Annotated in this window: 18 protein-coding genes and 1 pseudogene; 10 read left to right on the top strand and 9 right to left on the bottom strand. The window is 39.3% G+C overall.

Translation table 11 applies throughout. From position 1 onward, the window contains the following. Window positions 1–17: 17 nt before the first annotated feature. The 7 genes from F6K15_RS02915 to F6K15_RS02885 form a co-directional block, all read right to left on the bottom strand. On the bottom strand, window positions 18–734 hold the full coding sequence (locus tag F6K15_RS02915) for a trans-aconitate 2-methyltransferase (RefSeq protein WP_293056816.1): 717 nt from the start codon (window positions 732–734) through the stop codon (window positions 18–20). Window positions 735–1477: 743 nt separating this feature from the next. Beyond that, window positions 1478–1600, bottom strand: a complete 123-nt coding sequence (locus F6K15_RS02910; protein ID WP_375341038.1) for a photosystem II reaction center protein J — start codon at window positions 1598–1600, stop codon at window positions 1478–1480. Between the two features lie 167 nt (window positions 1601–1767). Beyond that, window positions 1768–1893, bottom strand: coding sequence for a photosystem II reaction center protein L (locus F6K15_RS02905; RefSeq protein WP_293056814.1), 126 nt, complete (start codon window positions 1891–1893; stop codon window positions 1768–1770). Window positions 1894–1902: 9 nt separating this feature from the next. Beyond that, complete coding sequence (gene psbF / locus F6K15_RS02900) at window positions 1903–2037, bottom strand: cytochrome b559 subunit beta (protein ID WP_202222379.1); 135 nt, start codon at window positions 2035–2037, stop codon at window positions 1903–1905. 24 nt (window positions 2038–2061) lie between these two features. After that, window positions 2062–2313, bottom strand: a complete 252-nt coding sequence (gene psbE, locus F6K15_RS02895) for a cytochrome b559 subunit alpha (RefSeq protein WP_293056807.1) — start codon at window positions 2311–2313, stop codon at window positions 2062–2064. Between the two features lie 366 nt (window positions 2314–2679). After that, on the bottom strand, window positions 2680–3693 hold the full coding sequence (locus tag F6K15_RS02890; RefSeq protein WP_293056805.1) for a photosynthesis system II assembly factor Ycf48: 1014 nt from the start codon (window positions 3691–3693) through the stop codon (window positions 2680–2682). 293 nt (window positions 3694–3986) lie between these two features. After that, window positions 3987–4325 (bottom strand): rubredoxin, encoded by a 339-nt coding sequence (locus tag F6K15_RS02885; RefSeq protein ID WP_293056803.1) that lies wholly within the window; start codon window positions 4323–4325, stop codon window positions 3987–3989. Between the two features lie 892 nt (window positions 4326–5217). Here F6K15_RS02885 and ndhC point away from each other — a divergent pair. From ndhC to F6K15_RS02840, 9 genes are all read left to right on the top strand, one after another. Further along, entirely contained in the window at window positions 5218–5580 is a 363-nt protein-coding gene (gene ndhC, locus F6K15_RS02880) for a photosynthetic/respiratory NAD(P)H-quinone oxidoreductase subunit C (protein ID WP_293056801.1), read from the top strand. Continuing rightward, window positions 5571–6293, top strand: coding sequence for a photosynthetic/respiratory NAD(P)H-quinone oxidoreductase subunit K (ndhK, locus tag F6K15_RS02875; RefSeq protein ID WP_293056799.1), 723 nt, complete (start codon window positions 5571–5573; stop codon window positions 6291–6293). Before ndhC ends, ndhK begins: the two co-directional genes overlap by 10 nt. After that, a complete protein-coding gene (locus tag F6K15_RS02870) occupies window positions 6286–6789 on the top strand; it encodes an NAD(P)H-quinone oxidoreductase subunit J (RefSeq protein ID WP_293056797.1) in 504 nt (167 codons plus the stop codon). The genes ndhK and F6K15_RS02870 overlap by 8 nt, the downstream gene beginning before the upstream one ends. A gap of 2544 nt (window positions 6790–9333) precedes the next feature. Continuing rightward, window positions 9334–9561, top strand: a complete 228-nt coding sequence (locus F6K15_RS02865) for a zinc ribbon domain-containing protein (RefSeq protein WP_375341041.1) — start codon at window positions 9334–9336, stop codon at window positions 9559–9561. Between the two features lie 157 nt (window positions 9562–9718). Next, entirely contained in the window at window positions 9719–14542 is a 4824-nt protein-coding gene (locus F6K15_RS02860; protein ID WP_293056793.1) for an SdrD B-like domain-containing protein, read from the top strand. A 160-nt stretch (window positions 14543–14702) separates the two neighbouring features. Further along, window positions 14703–14873: a hypothetical protein gene (locus tag F6K15_RS02855; protein ID WP_293056791.1), complete on the top strand. Its 171-nt coding sequence runs from the start codon at window positions 14703–14705 to the stop codon at window positions 14871–14873. Beyond that, window positions 14854–15060 carry a hypothetical protein gene (locus tag F6K15_RS02850; protein ID WP_293056789.1) on the top strand — a complete coding sequence of 69 codons (207 nt, stop codon included), beginning with the start codon at window positions 14854–14856 and terminating at the stop codon, window positions 15058–15060. The genes F6K15_RS02855 and F6K15_RS02850 overlap by 20 nt, the downstream gene beginning before the upstream one ends. A 1813-nt stretch (window positions 15061–16873) precedes the next feature. Continuing rightward, window positions 16874–18151 (top strand): pitrilysin family protein, encoded by a 1278-nt coding sequence (locus F6K15_RS02845; protein WP_293056786.1) that lies wholly within the window; start codon window positions 16874–16876, stop codon window positions 18149–18151. Between the two features lie 705 nt (window positions 18152–18856). Then, window positions 18857–19492, top strand: a complete 636-nt coding sequence (locus F6K15_RS02840) for a hypothetical protein (RefSeq protein WP_293056783.1) — start codon at window positions 18857–18859, stop codon at window positions 19490–19492. A gap of 256 nt (window positions 19493–19748) precedes the next feature. Here F6K15_RS02840 and F6K15_RS38055 read toward each other — a convergent pair whose 3' ends face one another. Continuing rightward, window positions 19749–19862 carry a zinc ribbon domain-containing protein gene (locus F6K15_RS38055; protein ID WP_363267151.1) on the bottom strand — a complete coding sequence of 38 codons (114 nt, stop codon included), beginning with the start codon at window positions 19860–19862 and terminating at the stop codon, window positions 19749–19751. Between the two features lie 77 nt (window positions 19863–19939). Beyond that, window positions 19940–20098 (bottom strand): annotated as a pseudogene (locus tag F6K15_RS38050) (hypothetical protein); the annotation flags it as partial. A gap of 437 nt (window positions 20099–20535) precedes the next feature. Here F6K15_RS38050 and F6K15_RS02830 point away from each other — a divergent pair. Beyond that, window positions 20536–20805 (top strand): hypothetical protein, encoded by a 270-nt coding sequence (locus F6K15_RS02830; RefSeq protein WP_293056777.1) that lies wholly within the window; start codon window positions 20536–20538, stop codon window positions 20803–20805. The last annotated feature ends 16 nt before the right edge of the window (window positions 20806–20821 follow it).

The following is a 20821-nucleotide window of genomic DNA, read 5'->3' as shown; positions in this document are numbered from 1 at the left end:
AAGATTAAAGTACTAACTCATTCGGAAACCTCTTTTTGATAGATATGGTAATGGTTATCTCGAACGGAGACCGAGCGCAAATTTGCCGATTTCAGAATTTCTTCGACAACATCGAACTCGAGTAATCGCATTCGCAGCTTTTGCTGTCCGATAAGACTCCCTTGCTGATGACAAGCGTAGTCAAGACTAAGATATTGCTCTCCATCAATCCAATTCTTGGTAACGGTTCTCTGGAATGATACTTCCTCATCCAAATTCTCGCATTTGCTATGATTAGAATTTGATGAGATGATAATTAATTGCCCTCTGTCTCGTAAGTGTGCAGCAATACATTCAAAACTCCTCTGAATCGCATCAAGCTCGAGGATGTGGCTAGCAAGTAAGATGGTATCGCCATCATTCACAAAAGCCCACGCACCACCACGAGAATAGGCCAGATCGAACATCTTGTTGAGGTGCATATCGACGACATCTTGGCAGTAGAGATCGACTCGAGTCCCTAAGCATTCTTGAGCTTGAGCAAGTAGAGACGCACTCGTATCCACCCCGGATATCTGGAGATCAGGTCGCAACAGAAGAATTTGCTCTACAAGCAAACCAGTCCCAATACCCACATCCAAGATGTCCTTCCGATCGCCGAAAATTTCGATCAGCTCGGTGGCAATTGCTTTGTAATTCCGATTCTTCTGCACAAAGCTATTATAGAAATCGGACATACCTTTATACAAATCCATAAGTATCATTGATGTTTCTCAATCTTTAAAATAATTGCCTAAATATAGCGCTGTGCGCAGCTCATCTGGCAACAGCTCTGGAAGGGGGAATAAAAAACCGATAATATAATACCATTTATCAAAAACTTTTCTACATTTTGTTGAGCAGGAAACCCACCCCTAACCCCTCCTGGGAGGGGAAGCAAACATAAGAATAATTAAGATTAATTTAGCTAAAATTAGCATGCAAAGTGATTTTGTTTGTGCTGATTAATTAATAACTGAAGTATTGCTCAAGTATAGCAATAATGCATGGGAATTGGTATAAGACTTTTAGCTATTGGACAGTTCTTGTCATATCAAATCCGGATAGGAACTGCCAGGTTGTTGTTTGACAATTAGTGCGAGCATCTTGCTCGCGTCATAAATCATCATAATTACCCGATGTCCTAAGTATATAATTACCCGATGTCCTAACTATAGTTATAGTGGCGACTGCCATACCTCACTATCCTAAAAAGTGGGTAACTTGTCACTAATGATTGTGAAATTTATAGCGCTGCGCGCAGCTCATCTGGCAATAGGCAATAGGCAGTAGGGGGGATAAAAAGCTGATCATATAAAACTTTTAGCTATTGGACAGTTCCTGAAATTTGTAAATATGCCAGCGCACATTGCTATAACTTTATCTATACCTCAAAAAAAAATAATCCCACTTTCAAAGATAGTGAGATTATTCAAAAAAATCAAACTTCAAGTTTTTCTTATAAAGAAGAACCTACACCAACATAGGCACCATAAAAGAAAAGACCCAAAACTACAAGTACGCCAGTTCCGGCAACAGTAGCAACCAACCATAAAGGAATTCTACCTGGTTCGGACATCATAATATTTCACCTCATTATTTCAAAACTACTTGATACTAAAAAAAATTTACCTATAAGGTAATTTGTCAACAATATACTTGTTAACTTTCTACTTGATTTTACTAAGTATATGTCACCCCAATAGGGTGACTTAAATACTAAGTAATTTTTGTGTTTTACTTCCCGAATTAATTAAAGAAATAACTCGAAAACAGAATACCAAGAACAAACACTAATAATAAACCAAGGTAGAGTGAAGTTCTGTTTAACTCTACTGGTTGCTTATTAGAATTTTCGCTACGATCTAAAGGCATAATATACTCCTATCTTTGAATAAACTGCATAGCTGCGATCGCACCTAAAAAGAAAACTGTAGGCACCCCAAGGGTATGAACTGCTAACCATCTAACTGTAAAAATTGGATAGCTAATTGGTTGATTTGGATTTCCGCTTGTCATAATAAAAGTCTCCTAAATTTTCAACTATTCACCAATAAATTCATCAATTTGTTTTTTAGCTTCAAAACGGTCTGATATAACTGGTAATTCTTGTCTTTGCTCAGTATAATACTCGTTAGGTCTAGGTGTACCAAAAACGTCGTAAGCCAAACCTGTACTTACAAACAGCCAACCTGCAACAAACAGTGCTGGAATAGTGATACTGTGTATTACCCAATAACGAATACTTGTGATGATATCTCCAAACGGACGCTCACCTGTATTGCCACCAGCCATCTAATTTTATCCTCCAAATTTATTTCCAACCATCATCTAAATGTGATAGTTTTAAAACATTTCTAAATACCTCATCCCATAACTAATTAATGGTATGAGTTTTTTTTCTTCGTTAAGAGCTAAAGACAGACTAACTTTTTGCCTTCTTTAACATCTGCTATTTTTATCTGTTAGTTAGACGGGATCAATTTTAACATATCCAGTCTAAATTTTCAGCAACTCAAACAACATCAAGAAATTATCTTTTCCCATCTGAGTAATACTACCCAATTAAAATTATGAGGAAGAATTTTTCTGTGATCTCTTGGTCAGCATTCCCTTGCGTCTTACGCCGACGCTGGGTCTGACCGCATATTGTGTTGAGTTTCAAGCTGCTTCTGAAACTGCTGAACCATTGTATTTCAACACAGTTCCTCTTTGACCAAGAATAAAACCTTTATCTTGGTTAATAAAAACAATTTTGTAGAAATTTTCTGGAACATTCTCTACATCAAGGTCCTTTTCCCAAGTCTGACCGCCATCAACACTGCGAAGTAAATTACCACTACCACCAGAAACCCAAATTTCATCAGGAGTTCGATAAGCCAAATCTAATAAACCCCAACTTGTGGCATATTCTGGAGTAATAGCTTCTCCCCACTCTTCAGGATTTTCTGGATCGCTAAACCGCAGTTGGCCTCCTCGTGCCAATAGCCATAAACGACCATCATCACTGAACCCCATATTTTCCAAACGGCGAGAGTCTTGACGATTATGAGGAGTCCAAGCTCTTTGGCCTGGTTCCCAACTAGAGTAAAAATTACCCTTTGCCGAAACAGCAATATACTTACCATCTGGAGAACGGGAAATATTTCTCACTACTCCCACCGCATCTTCTACTTGAGCACGCCAATGTTGGCCACCATCTGCTGTGCGATAGATCGCTCCCACATCAGTAGTCATCTCGGCAGAATTTTGCCCAAGAGCAATAATAGTATTAGGAGCACCTGGCAATTTAGAGCTTAGAGGAATCTGAGTCCAAGACTCTCCTTCATCATCTGTGTGTAGAAGTAAAGAAGGCTGTCCTAAAATCCAACCTTCTTTACCATTAAAACTAACTGAAGTCAAGCGAACTCTTTCTTCTATATCAATACTTTTAGGTTGCCAAGTGTTACCACCATTAGTAGTTTCTAAGAGAGTAGAATCACCACCAACAATCCAACCATGATCAAGATTGCCTGTAAATCCGATATCAAATAGCTTGGCCTTAGTTGGTAGTTGAATTATCTCCCAAGGATTGTAACCTATTCCCGGTAAAAAGGCATTTTTGCAGCCACTACAAAGTATAACTGCTGCTAGTATTATGAAAATTTGTTTCCAGAACTTTACTATTGAGTGCATCACATTAAATTATTAATTAGCCTTGAAGAAGGAGTCAGGAGACAGAATACAGGAGACAGAATCAATGTTCGTGGGGATAGTCTCCGACACGCCACTTCCTGTCTACAAAACCCCAACCAATTGTGGACACAGCGGGTGACGGTAGGGATTTATACCCGGCAAGGCTTCCAGTCAGGAGCCAGTTACTCCCATCTATCGCGCCCAAAAAAAATCTACTGACTCCTGACTCCTGACTCCTGACTTCCAGCCGTTTCGCTCCGCGTCTCCGTGAGGAGAAGGCTGTTAAGGCCATCTTATCGTAAACCATATAAGCTCAAGAAAAACAAAAATCCTGCGGCTAAAGCGCCGAAAATTAGGATATTTTTCTGGCTTGGTGTGAGTGTATTAACACCAAAACCATACCCAAGGTTTTCTTTGAATCCTGAAGGACCTTCAGTTGGTCCAACATTCACAAATTGAACCTTAATCGCTCCACAAACAGGGCAGCGCCAACTAGGGGGCAAATCTGAAAAAGCAGTTCCCGGTGGAATATTACCAGTAGAACTTCCCTTCTTCGGTTCATATATATATCCACAGGCTCGACATTCATACCGATCCTGTTCATCTGTGGCCTCAGTGGCTTCCTCGCTCATAGTTCCAAAAAATTGAATAGCTATTATGAGAACATCTTTAATTATTATTACAGAATTGGTGTAATTCGAGGAGATGGGTATTGAAAATAGAAGAAGGAGACAGGAGACAGGAGACAGGAGACAGGAGACAGAATTCAGCAGAAAATCATAGCTGCCGTGATTGAGTAATCATGTATAGCAAGTATTTATGCGTAAATTTTTTACTCGGGATTTGATGAACGAAAAAAGTAATTGAGATGATTTGCATAGTATAAATACTGACCAAGCTACGAATTTATATACTACTTTTAATGCTATGAATTGAAGTGCGGAATGTGGGTCATTTCAGTTATCAGTTATCAGTTATCAGTTATCAGTGAACCTCCGACTGAAGTCGGAGGCTTGAAATACTGAACTAAATATTTTTTTCATCCCCTTAAAAGGGGAGGCTTTAGACCTGATTTTTTGGTAAAAACGCTATAGAGAAATTGTGGCCAATAAGAAAAACGACCAAAGAGAGAAATTTTGATCGATCAGTAGTTATGCTTAAGAAATTGGTAATGCTAATCTAAAGATTACAGAGTTTGGCTTCCCTAACTTCTTTCCTGGAGACAAATATCACAAAAAAATTGTAATGGTAATGGGAGCGATCGCTCAGAGCATTGATAGAATAGCCAGAAAACAAAAAATAAATAAGTTTTAAATCCTTTTACTAACTACCTGGCAGTAAAAGTAAAACTGAAAAAACTGATGGATATGATCTGATGAGGGTTAAAAAGGGCAGCTTTTTAATTTTCATCTAATCTAACAATCACTCAAAAAAGAATCTCTCGTTATAATCTTTAATTTAACTGGAGAGTGTCAAAATGTTCACAGATAAAAGTCCTAGTTATTTCAGAAATGTAGGTTAATTGTGTTTATTCTTAGTGGTTACGAATATTTTCTAGGCTTCCTACTAATTAGTAGCCTAGTTCCAGTTATTGCCTTAACTGCATCTAAACTACTGCGGCCTAAAACTCGTGGCCCAGAGCGACGAACTACTTATGAATCGGGTGTAGAACCAATTGGTGGAGCTTGGATACAATTCAATATCCGTTATTATATGTTCGCTCTCGTCTTCGTCATCTTTGATGTAGAAACAGTATTTTTGTATCCTTGGGCAGTGGCCTTTCATCAATTGGGACTTCTAGCATTTATAGAAGCTCTAATTTTCATCACAATCTTAGTTGTTGCTTTAGTCTACGCATGGCGTAAAGGAGCTTTGGAATGGTCTTAAGTCCAAATCAAAACCAAAAAATTATCAATCCTATTGAGCAATCTCCCCAGGTTACTCAAGAACTGTCAGAGAATGTTGTGTTAACTACAGTTGATGACCTTTACAACTGGGCACGACTTTCTAGCTTGTGGCCTCTACTTTATGGTACAGCCTGCTGCTTCATTGAATTTGCAGCTCTGATTGGCTCTAGATTTGACTTTGACCGCTTTGGCTTAGTGCCAAGGTCTAGTCCAAGACAAGCAGACCTGTTGATTACTGCAGGTACAATTACCATGAAGTATGCCCCAGTTTTGGTGCGTCTTTATGAGCAGATGCCAGAACCTAAGTATGTAATTGCTATGGGAGCCTGTACAATTACTGGTGGAATGTTCAGCATGGACTCACCTACAGCAGTCCGTGGAGTAGATAAATTAATCCCAGTAGATGTTTATATTCCTGGTTGTCCACCACGTCCAGAAGCAATTATTGATGCGGTCATCAAGCTGAGAAAAAAAGTTGCCAATGAATCTTTGCAAGAACGGGCTCAACTACAGCAGGTACATCGCTACCACACTGTTAAACACAATATGAAAGTGGTTGAACCAATTCTGAATGGTAATTATCTCAAGACATCAGACCGGGAAACACCGCCAAAAGAATTAACTGAAGCAATAGGTATGCCTGTACCACCTGCACTGCAAGCTACACAAAAAGAGGAGGTAAATCGTGGCTGAATCAGAAGCTCCAATAGTTGAAGCAGGTAAAGCTTCAAAATGGCTGACAGAAAATGGCTTTGAGCATGAGTTTCTAGCACCCGATCATCTGGGAGTAGAAATGATCAAAGTTGACAGAGAATTTTTAATTCCCTTAGCTACAGCTTTATATGCTTATGGGTTTAATTATCTACAATGTCAATGTGCTTATGATGCAGGTCCGGGAGAAGATTTGGTAAGTGTTTATCACTTAGTTAAGGTCAAGGACGATGTAGACCAACCAGAAGAATTACGTTTAAAGGTATTTGTGCCCAGAGACGATCCTAGACTTCCTTCAGTTTATTGGATCTGGAAATCGGCTGATTTTCAAGAACGGGAATCCTATGATATGTATGGCATTATCTATGAGGGACATCCTAATCTTAAACGCATTTTGATGTCTGAAGATTGGGTTGGTTGGCCATTGCGTAAAGATTATATTTCTCCAGAATTCTATGAATTACAAGATGCCTACTAAATTTTAGGTTGAAACTTTGAGCGGACCCTTTGGGTCACAAGCTTCCCCCTTAATAGGGGGAGGGCTGTTTCATTCTCGCGAAAAACAGAGAAGGAGATAGATAGATGGGTATAACAGGAAAATTTTGGAAAAATAGTCAGGATTTCGGCCAAATTTATCAATTATCCTTGAAGGTAAATTAACGAATTTTTGTTATTTGACCTAATTTAGTCAGAGTAAACACGGATACTCCAACACTGAAAAAATTAGCAAATTTTGGCAAATTTTGCTAAATTTCCCTATGCCCCTATCCTCTAATCTCTCATTCTCCCTAAATCATTAACTTACGAGACTTTGAAACAGCCCTGCCTTACTAGGGGGACTTTTTTACTATGGTGAAAGTGGTTGAAATATCCAACTTAAGCTGGCAGCGATCATACACTCATTAATCATTAACTTGAAACTGGTACTAATAATAATTAGGGTTTGCGTATAGGAAAGTCTTTTTGCTCTTTGTAGGGAGTAGGGAGTAGGCAGTAGGGAGTAGTTAAGAGGTAGAATAAATGGGAATTACAGAGTCAGTGGCCGAATCAATATGAGAGTGATTTTTCGGCATTAATAATTAATATTTAATCATTACCTCTCCTTGAAAAGAAGAGGATTGACGCGGTAGGGAAATTTTTTTCTTGTTTCCAAAAGGGGCAGGGCTAATTCATTGTCGTCAGAGAATATTTATATGGGTATGAAATACATTTAATTGTGCAAATATCTAAGAATCTCCTCATCTCCCCATCTCCCTATCAATTTTTCTAAGCGTGACAATCAATTGACCCTGCCTTAAAAGGCTATCCATTACCGAATAATTAATAATTAATAATTAATAATTAAATAATTTGCGCCTTGAAGCCGACCCTTTTAAGGGAAAAAAAAGCGGTCGAGGTATGGCGAGGAAACCTGCGCCATATCCATGAGACCAAGAAAAGACAATATTCCTTATATTCAATTCCGTAACGGTTAAAACCCGAGGTAATTATCCATTATCCATTATCCATTAATGAACCACATCTTTGCTTAACTTGACATCCTCCCGACGCTGCACTTGCGTGACAGCGCGGGATTCCTAACCATCGCGCTCTTAGGTCTTTCTGCTGCCTCTTGCAGAGGAGCTGCGCTAACAATACACCAGCCTCCAAGGTCGAGCCTCTTTTCGGTCTAAAGGCGCGCTCCACAGACTGACACTGCTAGCCCAACAGCCAGGCATTATAGTCTAACATACTATTGAAAAAACCTCAAAATTGATTGGTTTTTCCTTCGGAATGCGCTCGCATTCACCCCGAAAGGGAGCGTCGGGAGAGCGCGGGTCTTCAACCAACGTTGAGATAAAGCTTGACAAAATAGACGAGTTATGCATAAGTCTTGCTTCAGGTTTGTCGGGAGAAAAAAATGTATAGAAAAATACTTTTTTTAGACGGCTTCAGTAGTTTTACTTAGGTACTATGATTTTTTCTCCTTTCTCCCCTGCTCCCTGCTCCCCTTCCCCTCCTGGGAGGGGTTAGGGGTTGGTCCCACAAGGGTTTCAAGACTTATGGGTAAGGGATAGCTTAAAAGGGAAGGCTTTAGACCACAATTTCTCGGTAAAATCCAAACTGGAAGCAAAACAAAAAGCTTTGTTTGTGTTTTTTTGTCTAAATGATACATATCGTCGCGGGAGGGCATTCCGAGACTTAAAGTGGACATGGATTTTATCAAAATAATTGGGTCGCGCAACCCTGCCGGGAAATGGCGAAATGTTTTTGGAGGGGGGATCAAATCCCCTAATTCCCCTCCCCTCCTGGGAGGGGTTAGGGGTGGGTTGGGAGGCGGAGGGGCGAGGGGTGGGTCAACTTCTGTACGGGCGAATGGCCATTCGCCCCTACTGACTTCTGACTTGTGACTTGTGATCAAGCGGTGTGCGTGGAACTGTTAACCCCATTCAGCGACCATCCCTAAAAATATGACCTGCTGAGTAATCACTATTTCTTATAGAAAGGTAAGGATGTCAACTAAGCAATATTAGTAATAATACCCTCTAGGCAATCACTAAAAAAAACATTAATTAAAGTCAATTTCTATCTATTTTCTTAAGGTTTCAGGAAATAGGAGAAAATTTCTCTGGAATTGGAACTTGTCATATATTAATAACGTCCCGACACCATATCACCCCCCTCCTTATAGGTGGGTGTTTCATATTACTAGATATTAAATAATTAAATTTTGTTTATGGCCTCAAGAATAAACTGTTCTAGTCTATTTTCTAATCTAATTGTCACATTCTTGTCAACCTGATATAATCCTCAGCGTCTGCGCTTTAGCTTTTTTAGCTACATCGCCGAGAAGCCTTACGCCATATTTGAAAAATTGTCTTGAGATGAATCGGTGGTAAATCAATTGGATTCGATGTCCAATTGATTGACAATACCATTCTGGAGTTTTTCACCATGATCTAAAAATTTCTGTTTCTGGTGCGAAAATCAAGTCTCAAACTTGGGCAATCAACTGGATGGGGACAATTTCTAACTATTTTAACTGTCAAAGCTGTTAGGGCAGCTCCGACCTAGGAGGCAAATGCTGGAGGTGAAGACTATAGCTGTGAATCCTCAAAAACAGAGCCAAAATTGTTCAAATTGTGGTGAGGGGGTCCCCAAAAAATTACCAGAAAGAACTCATTCTTGTGCCAATTGCCGTGTGATTATTGACTGTGATTTGTTTGCGGAGCATGACAAACGGAAATGTAGCAATAAATATCAAAAATAGGGCGGTAGGGCCCAGACGTCCTTAAAGCTCGTGGAGTCCGACGGGGTACCGGGACTGGGAAACGAGAAGCCCACGTCATACCTTAAGGTTGGCGTGGGAGTATGTCACTTAAATACAAATCGCTATTTGGATAAATTTACGGTGGAGGAGTTAGAACGTGAGAGATGAAATAGAAATAAGAGAAAGCTCCCAACTTGGAGGGAGCGGGAATATAGTAGGTGTCACATTTAATGACACAGATGGTGATGGTATTTTTGATACATCAGAATCAGTAATAGGTAATGTTACAGTCTATCTTGACCAGAATAATAACGGTATTCAAGACCCCAATGAATTATCTAACATTAGTCGTTCAGATGGTGTCTACAACTTCTTGGGATTAGTAGATGGTGAATATTTTGTCAGACAGGTTCCACCCAGTGGCACTGTTTCAACTACACCACTGCCAGTACCAGTGAGCATAGTCGGTGGAATTATGGTTAGAGAGAGCAGGATAGCTCTTGGTAGTGGCATTGGTGTCCCAACACCAATTCCCACTCCAGTTCCCACTCCAGACCCCATTCCAATTCCGCCTCCACTTCCAGTGGGACCAGGTAGAGGTAATATTAGTGGTGTATTATTTGATGACCTCAATATTAATGGTGTCCGTGACCCTGGAGAACCAGGAATTGCTGGTAGCCAAGTATTCCTTGATGCCAACCGAAATGGTATTTTAGAGGAGGGGGAAGCCAGCACTTTTACAGATGAATTTGGTTTTTATTCGTATGTAGACGTATTCCCTGGCCAATACAACATTGATGTTATCAGGGAACCAGACGAAGCAAGAACAACTCCTAATTCAGTAGTTATAATTACTGGTTTTGAAGAAACACCACCAGATATAGCTCTAGATATTGGTATAGTTACTCCTAGCGGGACTGGTAATGTTGAAGGAGCTAAATATCTCGATCTTAATGCTAATGGTATTTTAGATCCTGACGAGCCTGGAATACCAAACTTTACTATCTATGCAGACCTCAATAGTAATCACATTCTAGATGTAGGCGAGCCATTTGATATTACTGATACTAATGGTGTTTACTTCTTACCTAACCTTCCAGCAACTCGCCTGACTATTCGGGAAGCAGAGCAACAAGTGGGATTTAATCTGACAACTGATCCTCGGACTGTTGATGTACCTGATGGGGGAACTTTATTAGGTGTTAACTTTGGTAATGCTGAAAGAAATGTAATCGCTGGTGTCAATTTTGTAGATAATAATAGCAATGGTGCCATCGATCCAGGAGATGTAGGTTTATCAAACTCTACTGTATATCTAGACCTTAATGAAAATGGTATCTTTGACCCAGAGGAACCATTCAGAATTACTAACAGTCAAGGTGAGTACAGCTTTAATACTCTACCACCAGATACTTATGTTGTCAGATTAGTACCTCAACCAGGATTTATTCAAACAACTCCAGACCCAGTCATTGCAGTCACCAGTGGAGACGATGTTAACTTTGTTAATATTGGTAGCTCTCCTGCCACCCCTTTACTTCAGGGTGACTTAATTGGTAATAAGTTCAACGATTTTAATTCAAATGGAGTTTTGGACCCAGGAGAACCAGGTTTACCGAACTTCACCCTCTACTTAGACCAAAACGGTAACAATATACTAGATCCTACAGAACCTGCTGCAATATCAAATGCTAATGGTGACTTTAGCTTTAATAATCCTCCTGTAGGAACTTACTTTCTGCGAGAAATTCCCCAACCAGGTTTTGTGAAAACTACTCCAGATCAAGAAATTACTCTAAATGCACCTATTAATGTTCTGCAAGGTGATGCTCCCATTGTCTTGAATGTTGGTAATGCTGTAATTGCAGATCCAATTCCACTTCCAGAACCAATTCCAGTTCCAGCACCAGCGCCACCACCAGCACCAGCACCAGCGCCAGAAGCAGCACCAGCAGCACCACCAGAAGGAACTACTGATACTGATACTGCCACAGCAGAAGGAACTACTGATACTGGTACTGCCACAACAGAAGGAACTACTACTGATATTGACATTCCTACTGATACTGGCGTAACTGATAATCCTACAACAGAAGCGACCAGAATTGCTAGTCAAGTTACAGTAACAGGCAGAATCGCTGGTACTAAATTTAGTGACAATAATGGCAACAATATAGTAGATCCAGATGAACCTGGTCTTGGTGGATTTACTATTTACCTAGATACTAATAATAACCAAGTTCTAGACCCTGATGAACCTACATCTATTACAAATGTAGATGGTAGTTATAGCTTTGAAGGTTTACCACCGAATACTTATGTAGTCAGGGAAGTTCAACAACCAGGCTTTACTCAAATTACTCCCGATCCAGTAATTACCATAGTTGGGGGTGATAATGTTGATTTTGTGAATATTGGCAACCAACCAGATGTACCAATAGCACCCCCTCCTCCAACTCCAATTCCTCCCCCAGGTCCTACCCCAGTTCCTCCTCCACTTCTTCCCCCAATTGTAAATACTGATAGCACGGGTACAATTGCTGGTGTTAAATTTGACGATCGCAATGCTGATGGTTTAGCAGGCCCAGATGAACCAAGACTTATAGGTGTCGAAATCTTTGTAGACCTCAATAATAATGGTTTAGCAGAAGCTAATGAACCATTTACTTTTACAGATGCTCATGGGGAATATCGGTTTACATTGCCACCAGGTAACTACAGAGTACTAGAAACACCACCTGCTGGTTTTGTTAACACCACTCCTACTCCGTTTGTTCCTGTTGTTCCAGGTCAGACTGTTGTTTACAACTTCGGTGACACCAGTATCTTTGACCCCAACACCAGCATTAGCGGTATAATCTTCACTGATAGTAACAACAGTGGTTTTCAAGAGTCTGGGGAAGCAGGTATTCCAACTGCTCAAGTTTTCCTAGATCTAGACGGCGACGGAAACCTGGATAGCAGCGAAGACCTCAACCTGAACGGTGTATTGGATGATGGCGAAGATGTAGACGGCGACGGAAACCTGGATGTAAGTGAACCTGAAACTTTCACCGATCCTAATGGTCGTTATTTCTTTGATGGTTTAACGCCAGGGAATTACACAGTTGATGTTGTTCTACAAGAAAACTTATTCCTAACTAGCAGTAACTCCACTATTAATGTTACTGTTGGTCAAGTACCACCAGATCCAAATATCTCACCCACTCCAATTAATCTTCCCCTCGGTCAGAGTCTCAATGATATTGACGTTGGTGTTAATGTCACAGCACCAGGAGGAGATACTGTTAGTGGAATTGTATTTGCTGACAACAACGGTAACGGACTATTTGAACCTCTGAAAGGGGAAGTAGGTTTGCCTGGTGTTGAGGTCTTCCTAGATGTACACCGAGATGGACAGATACAAGGATTTGAACCAAATCAAATTAGTGGTCCTGGTGGTACTTATGGTTTAGATGTGTCTGATGTAAGCTCAGGCTCATATCCGCTCCTACAAATCATTCGTACTGGCTTTACCCAGACTACTGCCCATGTAGAGGTAGGTGTGGGAGGTGACAGTGTTGTCTACAACTTTGGTAACCAAGCTCAAACCTTAATTACTGGAACTGTTTTTGAAGACTTTAACAGTAATGGTATCCAAGACTTTAACGATACTAACCTTAATGGCATCCTTGACCCTGATGAATTTGTAGAAAGGGGTGTTCCTGGTTTCCGTATCTATGTCGATCTCAATGAAAATGGCATTCTTGATAATGACGATATTGAGCCTAATACCTTCTCAAATACAGACGGAGAATATGCAATTGTTGGTTTGTTGCCAGGTACTTACACACTACGTCTGATTCCAGATCCAGAAAACTTTACTTCTACTACTCTAACAGACCTCACAATTACTGTTGATGAGTTTGACAACTCCAATCTGGAAATTGACTTTGGGCAGTCTCCGATAATTCCTCCTCCTGGTCTTGCAAATATTTCAGGTATTGCATTCATAGATGAAAACGGAGATGGTTTTGCAGATCCAGGTGAACCTCCACTACCTGATGCTGTTATCTATATCGATGCTAACGATAATGGGGAACGAGATGATGGGGAACGATTTGCACTTACCGATCAATTTGGTCTCTATGATATTCCCAATGTGTCTCCAGGCACTTTTGTAATTCGTCAGGAACCACGGCCTGGTTTTACTGACTCTACTACTCCAGAACCAGTGGTAATCACTTTGATAGAAGGGGATAACGCTGACTTTGTTAATTTTGCCAACGATCCAACAGGACTACCAAAAGCTGTCCTTCCTGTTGTTAGTATTGGTGGTATTGTTTTCAATGATATCAACGGTGATGGTCTGTTAGATCCAGGAGAGAATGGTATTCCTGGTACTACAGTATTCCTCGACCGCAATGATAACTCAATTCTAGACAATGAGGAACGTACTGCGATTACTGATTCACTGGGAGTATACGACTTTGATGAGTTACCTCCTGGTACATATACAGTGCTTCAAGTTCCGCCACCAGGTTTATTCCAGACTACCCAAGACCCAACTCTAACTCTGTTTGCAGGGGATGATGCTAATTTTGTCAACATTGGCAACAGTGCTAACCCACCAGTTATACCACCTCAACCACCTATACCGCCTAGTGGTACTGGTAGCATTAGTGGGATAACTTTTGAAGACCTCAATGGTAATGGTTTCATAGATGCTGGCGAACCTGGTATTGGTGGTGTGGTTATTTACTTCGACCAAAACAACAACTCTGTTCGAGATGCTGATGAAATATTCGTTGCTAGTGATGTCAACGGTAACTATGGTTTCTCAAACTTAGCAGATGCTAGTTATACAGTTCGGCAAGACCTAAACCCAGAGCAGGCGGCAATCTTTACTCAAACTGTTCCTGGTCCTAATGAACCAGTATTTATCAGCACTTTTGGTGGTGCTAATGTGCCTGGTGTTAATATTGGCAATATTCGTCTATAAATATCTAGATTTATCTGGGTATTTAGATAGCAATAAAACTCAGAGTAAAAACTGAGATAGAACTATAAAATTAAATTTTCAGCGTAGTCAATCATTTTTGGAAATTTGACTACGCTTTTGTTTTTTTTGACCTGTTATATCATGTCCGGTAGCATCGGTCTTGTATAGAGAAGGTAAGGAAGAAGGAAGAAGGAAGAAGGAAGAAGGAAGAAGGAAGAAGGAAGAAGGAAGAAGCTTTAAGAAAAGGAAAAATTTTACTTATATGGCGGTAGATATTTCCCCAACTTTTACACGGGACTATACCAACGGACATGATATTATACCAATTTGATAAATGTTTGCTACAAATGATATCATGTCCGGTAGCATCGGTATTGTATAGCAAAGGTAGGCAACAGGCAACAGCTCCGGAAAGCAACAGGCAGGAAGGCTTTAGAGCAAGAAAAAAATTTAAATTTCCTGTAGATATTCACGCTAACTTTTACACAAACGATATCAACGGACATGATATGATATAGTGCTACGCGCAAGGCAACAGTTCCGGAAAGCAATAGCGGTGCGACCCCGCGTCGGCGACAGACGCAAGCGGTCGGAACCCGGCGTTAGCAGAGCGGCTCTGTCAAGAGCTGGTCTCCTCGCCATGGGAATGCCGACCAAGAGAGGGAATGCGAACTTCTGTAAGGCAACAGGGGAAGACAAAAGGCTTTCAGCTTCTATTGATGTCAAACACCTTAATGCGTAGCGCGATAGAACTCCGTTCCCCTACGCGATCAAACTACATTTCGCTGTACCCATGGCTCCGCTGAACCCTTGGGCGATAGAACTCCGTTCCCCTACGCGATCAAACTACGTTTTGCTGACGCATAGCTCCGCTAAACGCTTGCGCAATAGAACTCCCTTCTCCTACGCGATCGCACTCCCACTCACTAATTCTCTTTTTTCATTTTAATAAGCTTCTACGCGGAGCGAATCACTTACCTCAAAAATACACGAAAATTTCTTGACAAGCAACTACCCTGTATTTCTTACGTATCAATATTTTTAATAAATGGCCAACGATAAGTGATCGCAACCAAAATTACCCCATTTTTTCCCCTAAATAGCTCATTTGAACTTTTTTGGCAAAAATCAGTTTAAATTTCAAATATATTTGAGACTATTTCATAAATTTAATTAATATAAATATATTTTACCGAATAATTAAGTCCAGTAGTGGACCGACACACCTAAAACTGTGCAATAGATTTTTATTTCTAGTGGGACTTACACAAAATAAAGCTAGAAAATAGGCTCAAATATAGATGGGCAGAGGCTTTTACGTCAAAAAGGTATAAATCCTGAATCATCAAGGGTTCTAGCCATTTTTAAGGCATCGACGTAATTCCCTTGTCTAGACTAACTTTGAAGCATTTTTCCTACCAAAAAATGTCTAAGTAGCCGTTTCATTAATGGATAATTGATAATTGATAATTACCTCGGGTTTTAACCGTTACGGAATTGAATATCAGGAGATATTATTTCTTCTCTTGGTCGATGGTCGGACAGCTCCGAGACCTCGCCATCCCACCCTACGGGAAGCTGCGCTTTACATGTTGCGTAGCAAAACGACCGCTTTTTTCCCCGATCAAGGGGAGGCTTCAAGGCGCGAATTATTTAATTATTAATTATTAATTATTAATAATTCGGTAAAAATAACTTGAACAGTTTTTTGATGGAAGCTATATTTCACAATTTATCCCAGATAAAATTTGTACAACTTATTCTTACATAGCTCCTAAGTACCACTAGGTATCTTTATCTCCCCTACTCCCCTACTCCCCTACTCCCCTTATTTTTGTTTCTAGGTGTCCCCATCTCCCCATCTCCCTATCTCCCTATCTCCCCTACTCCCCATCTCCCCATCTAACGCACCATTTTAGCTGTGTCAGTCCAATAATCAAAGAAAGAAGAAACAGGGCGATCGCTCTATGCTCCCAAGAGAAAAACCAAAACCAACCAATCAAGTAGTCCAGTACTAGACTGTTTCAACTAAAATGATGCAATAGACATCTACAAAAATCAAAAATAAAATCAATTATCGTACAGAAATTATCAGTTTTTTTCCCCTCCATATCTATTACCTATTCCCTCTTTTGCAGGAGATGTCTAATAGAAAATTGGCGCTTAGATTGCTTTCGGTTCCGGAATGCCCCGCAAATACTATCGTTTGCTATCACAAAGCTGCGCTTTTTTTGATTGTATTAAATGTTACAAATTATCTTAGACAAAAGCTCTATAATATTCAAACTCAATGCAAATAAAATTTTAGCCCAAATTTAATTATTAAAAGAATTGTCTGTAGCAACTTCTAATTTTCCAGCTAATGTTTTCAAGCTAGATAATGGTCTAACAATTATTCATCAATATATTTCAGCCACTCCAGCAGTGGTGATAGATGTGTGGGTAAGAGCAGGTGCTAGGGAGGAACCTGATAAATGGTCAGGTATGGCTCACTTCCTAGAACACATGATTTTTAAGGGAACAGAAAAATTAGGTCCAGGAATCTTCGATCGAATAATTGAAAATCGTGGCGGAGTAGCAAATGCTGCTACAAGTCACGACTATGCTCATTTTTTTATTACAACTGCTGCCCAATATGTAGAAGAAGTGGTACATCCATTGGCAGAAATATTATTGCGTGCTTCCATACCAGAATCAGAATTTGCTAGAGAGCGGGAAGTGGTATTAGAAGAAATTCGTCAATCAGAAGACTGTGTTGACTCTGTAGGGTTTCAAGCATTGATGGAGAATGTTTACAAATATCATCCCTACCGACGTTCAGTGATGGGTACAGCAGAACTTATCAAAGAACGAGAAGTTGATGAAATGCGTTGTTTTCACCATCATCACTATCAACCAGAGAATATGGCAGTGGTAGTTATTGGGAGAGTAGAGCAAACCCAGGTAATAGAATTAGTCAGTGCAGCTTTTGCCAATTTTGCGGAAAAATGCTCTCGTTGTCCGCGAGTTGAAATAACAGCAGAACCTTTAATAACTGAAGTTCGTCGCCAGGAAATATATTTGCCCAGATTAGAACAAGGTCGTCTAACAATGGCTTGGCTAGGACCTGGAGTCGAACAGCTAGATGATGCTTATGGATTAGATTTACTGTCAATATTATTAGCTGATGGTAGAAGTTCTAGATTAGTTAGAGAATTGCGCGAAGATTTAGGTTTAGTGCAAGGAATTGTTAGCAGTTTCTCTTTGCAGCAAGACTCAAGTTTATTTACAATTAGCGCCATGCTAGAACCGAAAGATATTCCAGAAGTAGAAGCACGAATTGGCGATCGCCTTTATGAGTTATTAACTCAAGAGATTTCAGAGGCAGAATTAGCTAGGTCTAAGCGTTTATTATGTAATGATTATGTGTTTTCCATTGAAAGTCCTGGACAGCTAGCAGGTCTTTATGGTTATTATTTTATTATAGCAAATCCAGAGTTGGCAATCCGTTATCCGCAAAAAATAGCAGCATTTCAACCAAAAGAATTACTCAATTTAGCTGAAAAATACTTATCTCCAAATCGCTATGCAGTCACAGCATTAATACCTACTTATACCAATTTTATGTGAGGCTGCACAGAATTAGGTAGTAGGTGGTAGGTCTTAGGTCTTAGTTCTTAACGTATTGAGTGTTATACCAATTTTATCTGAGGTGGTGCAGAATTATGAAATTTATTAATATTAAATCCAGTAGCATCGGTGTAATTAAATATTGTAGGTGGTAGGTATTAGGTGGTAGGTTTCAATAATTGATAATTGATAATTACCTCTCCCTAAAAGGAAGAGAATTGAATAAAAGGAAAATTTTTTCTCTCTTGGTTGATTGGATATGGGGTAGGTTTCGGAGCCATCCCTCGACCGCTTGTTTCTTCTTTAAAGGAATGGTTGAAAATGGAACATTTTTTTATACCGAACCCGAGCGGATTTGATATATAGTCATTTCAAATAAGAATGAAACACTTTTTCGGCTGAAACTCTTTCAAGGCAAGAAATACTTGTCTCAATCTAAACTGAAATGACTATAACTTGTCTATCTCCACCTACAGTCAACTCTGATTAATATATTATTCTATGCAGCTTAGAAATGAATTTGATATTAAAACTAAGTAATAGTTAGTTTTTCCATAACTAAATTAAACATGAATTTTCTTAAGAGTAATATTGTGCATAATTTCATATTAATTTAATAGACATACACTTATTTAAGTTGCTACTATTTTTATTAGAAGTACAAAAAACTATATTGCTCCCAACTATAATTCTAGGTAAAAGTTTATGTCTGATAATCTTTCATTACTAAAAAATCGAGACTACACATTTATTTTTGCTCGAAGTTTTGAAAGCTGGTCTGCCTCTAATCTGTACTATGAAGATTGGATTGCAGCGCAAATAAAAATCATTGATTTAGCCAAGCATTGTCAATCATTAGATAGTGATGGAATTACTGTTTATCTTGCTTCTAGTCCTTTTATCAAGCATACAAACACAGAAGTCGTAAAATTAGCTCAACTATTTCAGCTAAAAAATCCTCCAGAAATAATAGATGTAGTAAGTAGTCTGGAAGATGCTCTTGATGACTATTTTCAACGCAGAGATGCACAGCAAACTAAAAATGGGGATATTATTTTAGTATTAGTAGATAAAATTTCTGATGAACAAGAAGCTTTGGTAAATTTAATTATTAATGCTACTGAAAAAATTGACCTAATTCCAGGTACAGAAAATAGTTATGAACTAGGAATTAGTTTTTTACAAATTGGTGAAGATTCAGCAACAACAGAATGCTTGACTTTCCTAGACGATCATCTTGTCAACGCTGGTGCAAAATGTGATATTGTTGACACGAAGTTTTGGTATGAAATTAAGCAAAAATCTCTCACAGATATTCTGATTCATGCTTTAATTGACTAGCAAAGCACTGACATTAAGAACATAGGGAAAAGTCACAATAAGTTGACTTAAATAGAAAATGACGATAAAAAACGACAAAAAAGATTACTTTTTGAGGTACTGCGAAGGAAAGCAATACCGTTCTACTAAACTTACCCACACTTACCCAAAACCAGATTTTGAGCTTTGGAGTTAGCTTCCTGCTTCTGTGAGAATCACCGACCGTAGTCTGTAACCTTTTTCTCAAGAGCAGGCTTAAAATCCCTTGAAACTCAAGCTACTTATACACATAGTTTTTCAGGTTGATAGCAGCATTAAAATCTCTGTCTGCTTGAAAACCGCATTCACTACATTTGCGTTGCGCAAAGCTTTCCTCCGGAATGCTGCGCAAACGCTAACATAAGTTTTCAAGTGTAACGGCATTTTCTGTTGATGTCCACAGTTTGAACTTATGTGAGAACTTAGGTAAAATCTATCTGCTATGACTAATTCACTACCATACCATTTACATTTGTATGTAAGCTGACGCTTGAATTCATAAAATCCACAGTCTGCTATGGCACTTGCTAGTTTGTGATGTCTTGGTGCGCGTTCCGCAAGCGAGCTGACGTCGTCGCGGGGTCGCACTGCTTTTTGAGCATTCCACTTACGTTTAAATCCTCAATTACTATGGTGCTGTGGTTTAAAGCTCGCCCATGTTGTGAGTTTATGTAGACCATCTACTCTGATATCGGCTACTTTTTTGTGTGCTTTTGCTAATTTTTTGACTGCTTTGAGTCTGTTTTTAGAAGCAATAACTTTTTTTAGGTATACAAATTTTCAACCGTTTCCTAATAACCCACATTCCGCACTTCAATTTGTAACATGAAAATTAGTATAAAATCTGTAGCTTGCTTAGGTATTTATACTATATAAATTATCTTCATTTACCTTGATTAGGAGTCAAATTCTCAGTTAAATATATCAGCATAAATACTTACTGAATCCTTGATTCCTATTGACCACTATAATTGACTTTTGACTTTTGACTTTTGACTTTTGTTTGCTACATTTTGTGGTGCGGAATGTGGATCATAAACCCTGCAGACATTGCGTTTGGCCGAAATTCTAGCCTAAATATTCCGGCTCCATTTAGTGCCACTACCTCCACAAGTATTGATTTCAACAACAATAATTTCTGGTTTAAGGCAATGGGAACAAATGACTACTCAAATCTAGTAGGAAATCCTAGTAGCTACAAATTTAGCATTTCAAACCCTAGCGCTATAGTTAATGAAGGAAACCTATGTTTACAACCAGAAAATAATTTCACTTACCCAGAATCATCCATTTAGGCCCCTTTTTACGGTA

The sequence above is a fragment of the Okeania sp. SIO2B3 genome (genome assembly GCF_010672525.1).
GTDB lineage: Bacteria > Cyanobacteriota > Cyanobacteriia > Cyanobacteriales > Microcoleaceae > Okeania.
The sequence above is the reverse complement of the archived record's forward strand: the minus strand, read 5'-3'. Positions and strand labels throughout refer to the sequence as shown.

What these genes read in the sequence shown, in the direction of transcription:
- F6K15_RS02915 (WP_293056816.1), bottom strand. Translation starts at nt 734, where the DNA reads ATGGATTTGTATAAAGGTATGTCCGATTTCTATAATAGCTTTGTGCAG.
- F6K15_RS02910 (WP_375341038.1), bottom strand. Translation starts at nt 1,600, where the DNA reads ATGATGTCCGAACCAGGTAGAATTCCTTTATGGTTGGTTGCTACTGTT.
- F6K15_RS02905 (WP_293056814.1), bottom strand. Translation starts at nt 1,893, where the DNA reads ATGCCTTTAGATCGTAGCGAAAATTCTAATAAGCAACCAGTAGAGTTA.
- psbF (WP_202222379.1), bottom strand. Translation starts at nt 2,037, where the DNA reads ATGACAAGCGGAAATCCAAATCAACCAATTAGCTATCCAATTTTTACA.
- psbE (WP_293056807.1), bottom strand. Translation starts at nt 2,313, where the DNA reads ATGGCTGGTGGCAATACAGGTGAGCGTCCGTTTGGAGATATCATCACA.
- F6K15_RS02890 (WP_293056805.1), bottom strand. Translation starts at nt 3,693, where the DNA reads ATGCACTCAATAGTAAAGTTCTGGAAACAAATTTTCATAATACTAGCA.
- F6K15_RS02885 (WP_293056803.1), bottom strand. Translation starts at nt 4,325, where the DNA reads ATGAGCGAGGAAGCCACTGAGGCCACAGATGAACAGGATCGGTATGAA.
- ndhK (WP_293056799.1), top strand. Translation starts at nt 5,571, where the DNA reads ATGGTCTTAAGTCCAAATCAAAACCAAAAAATTATCAATCCTATTGAG.
- F6K15_RS02850 (WP_293056789.1), top strand. Translation starts at nt 14,854, where the DNA reads ATGATATTATACCAATTTGATAAATGTTTGCTACAAATGATATCATGT.
- F6K15_RS02840 (WP_293056783.1), top strand. Translation starts at nt 18,857, where the DNA reads ATGTCTGATAATCTTTCATTACTAAAAAATCGAGACTACACATTTATT.
- F6K15_RS02830 (WP_293056777.1), top strand. Translation starts at nt 20,536, where the DNA reads ATGTGGATCATAAACCCTGCAGACATTGCGTTTGGCCGAAATTCTAGC.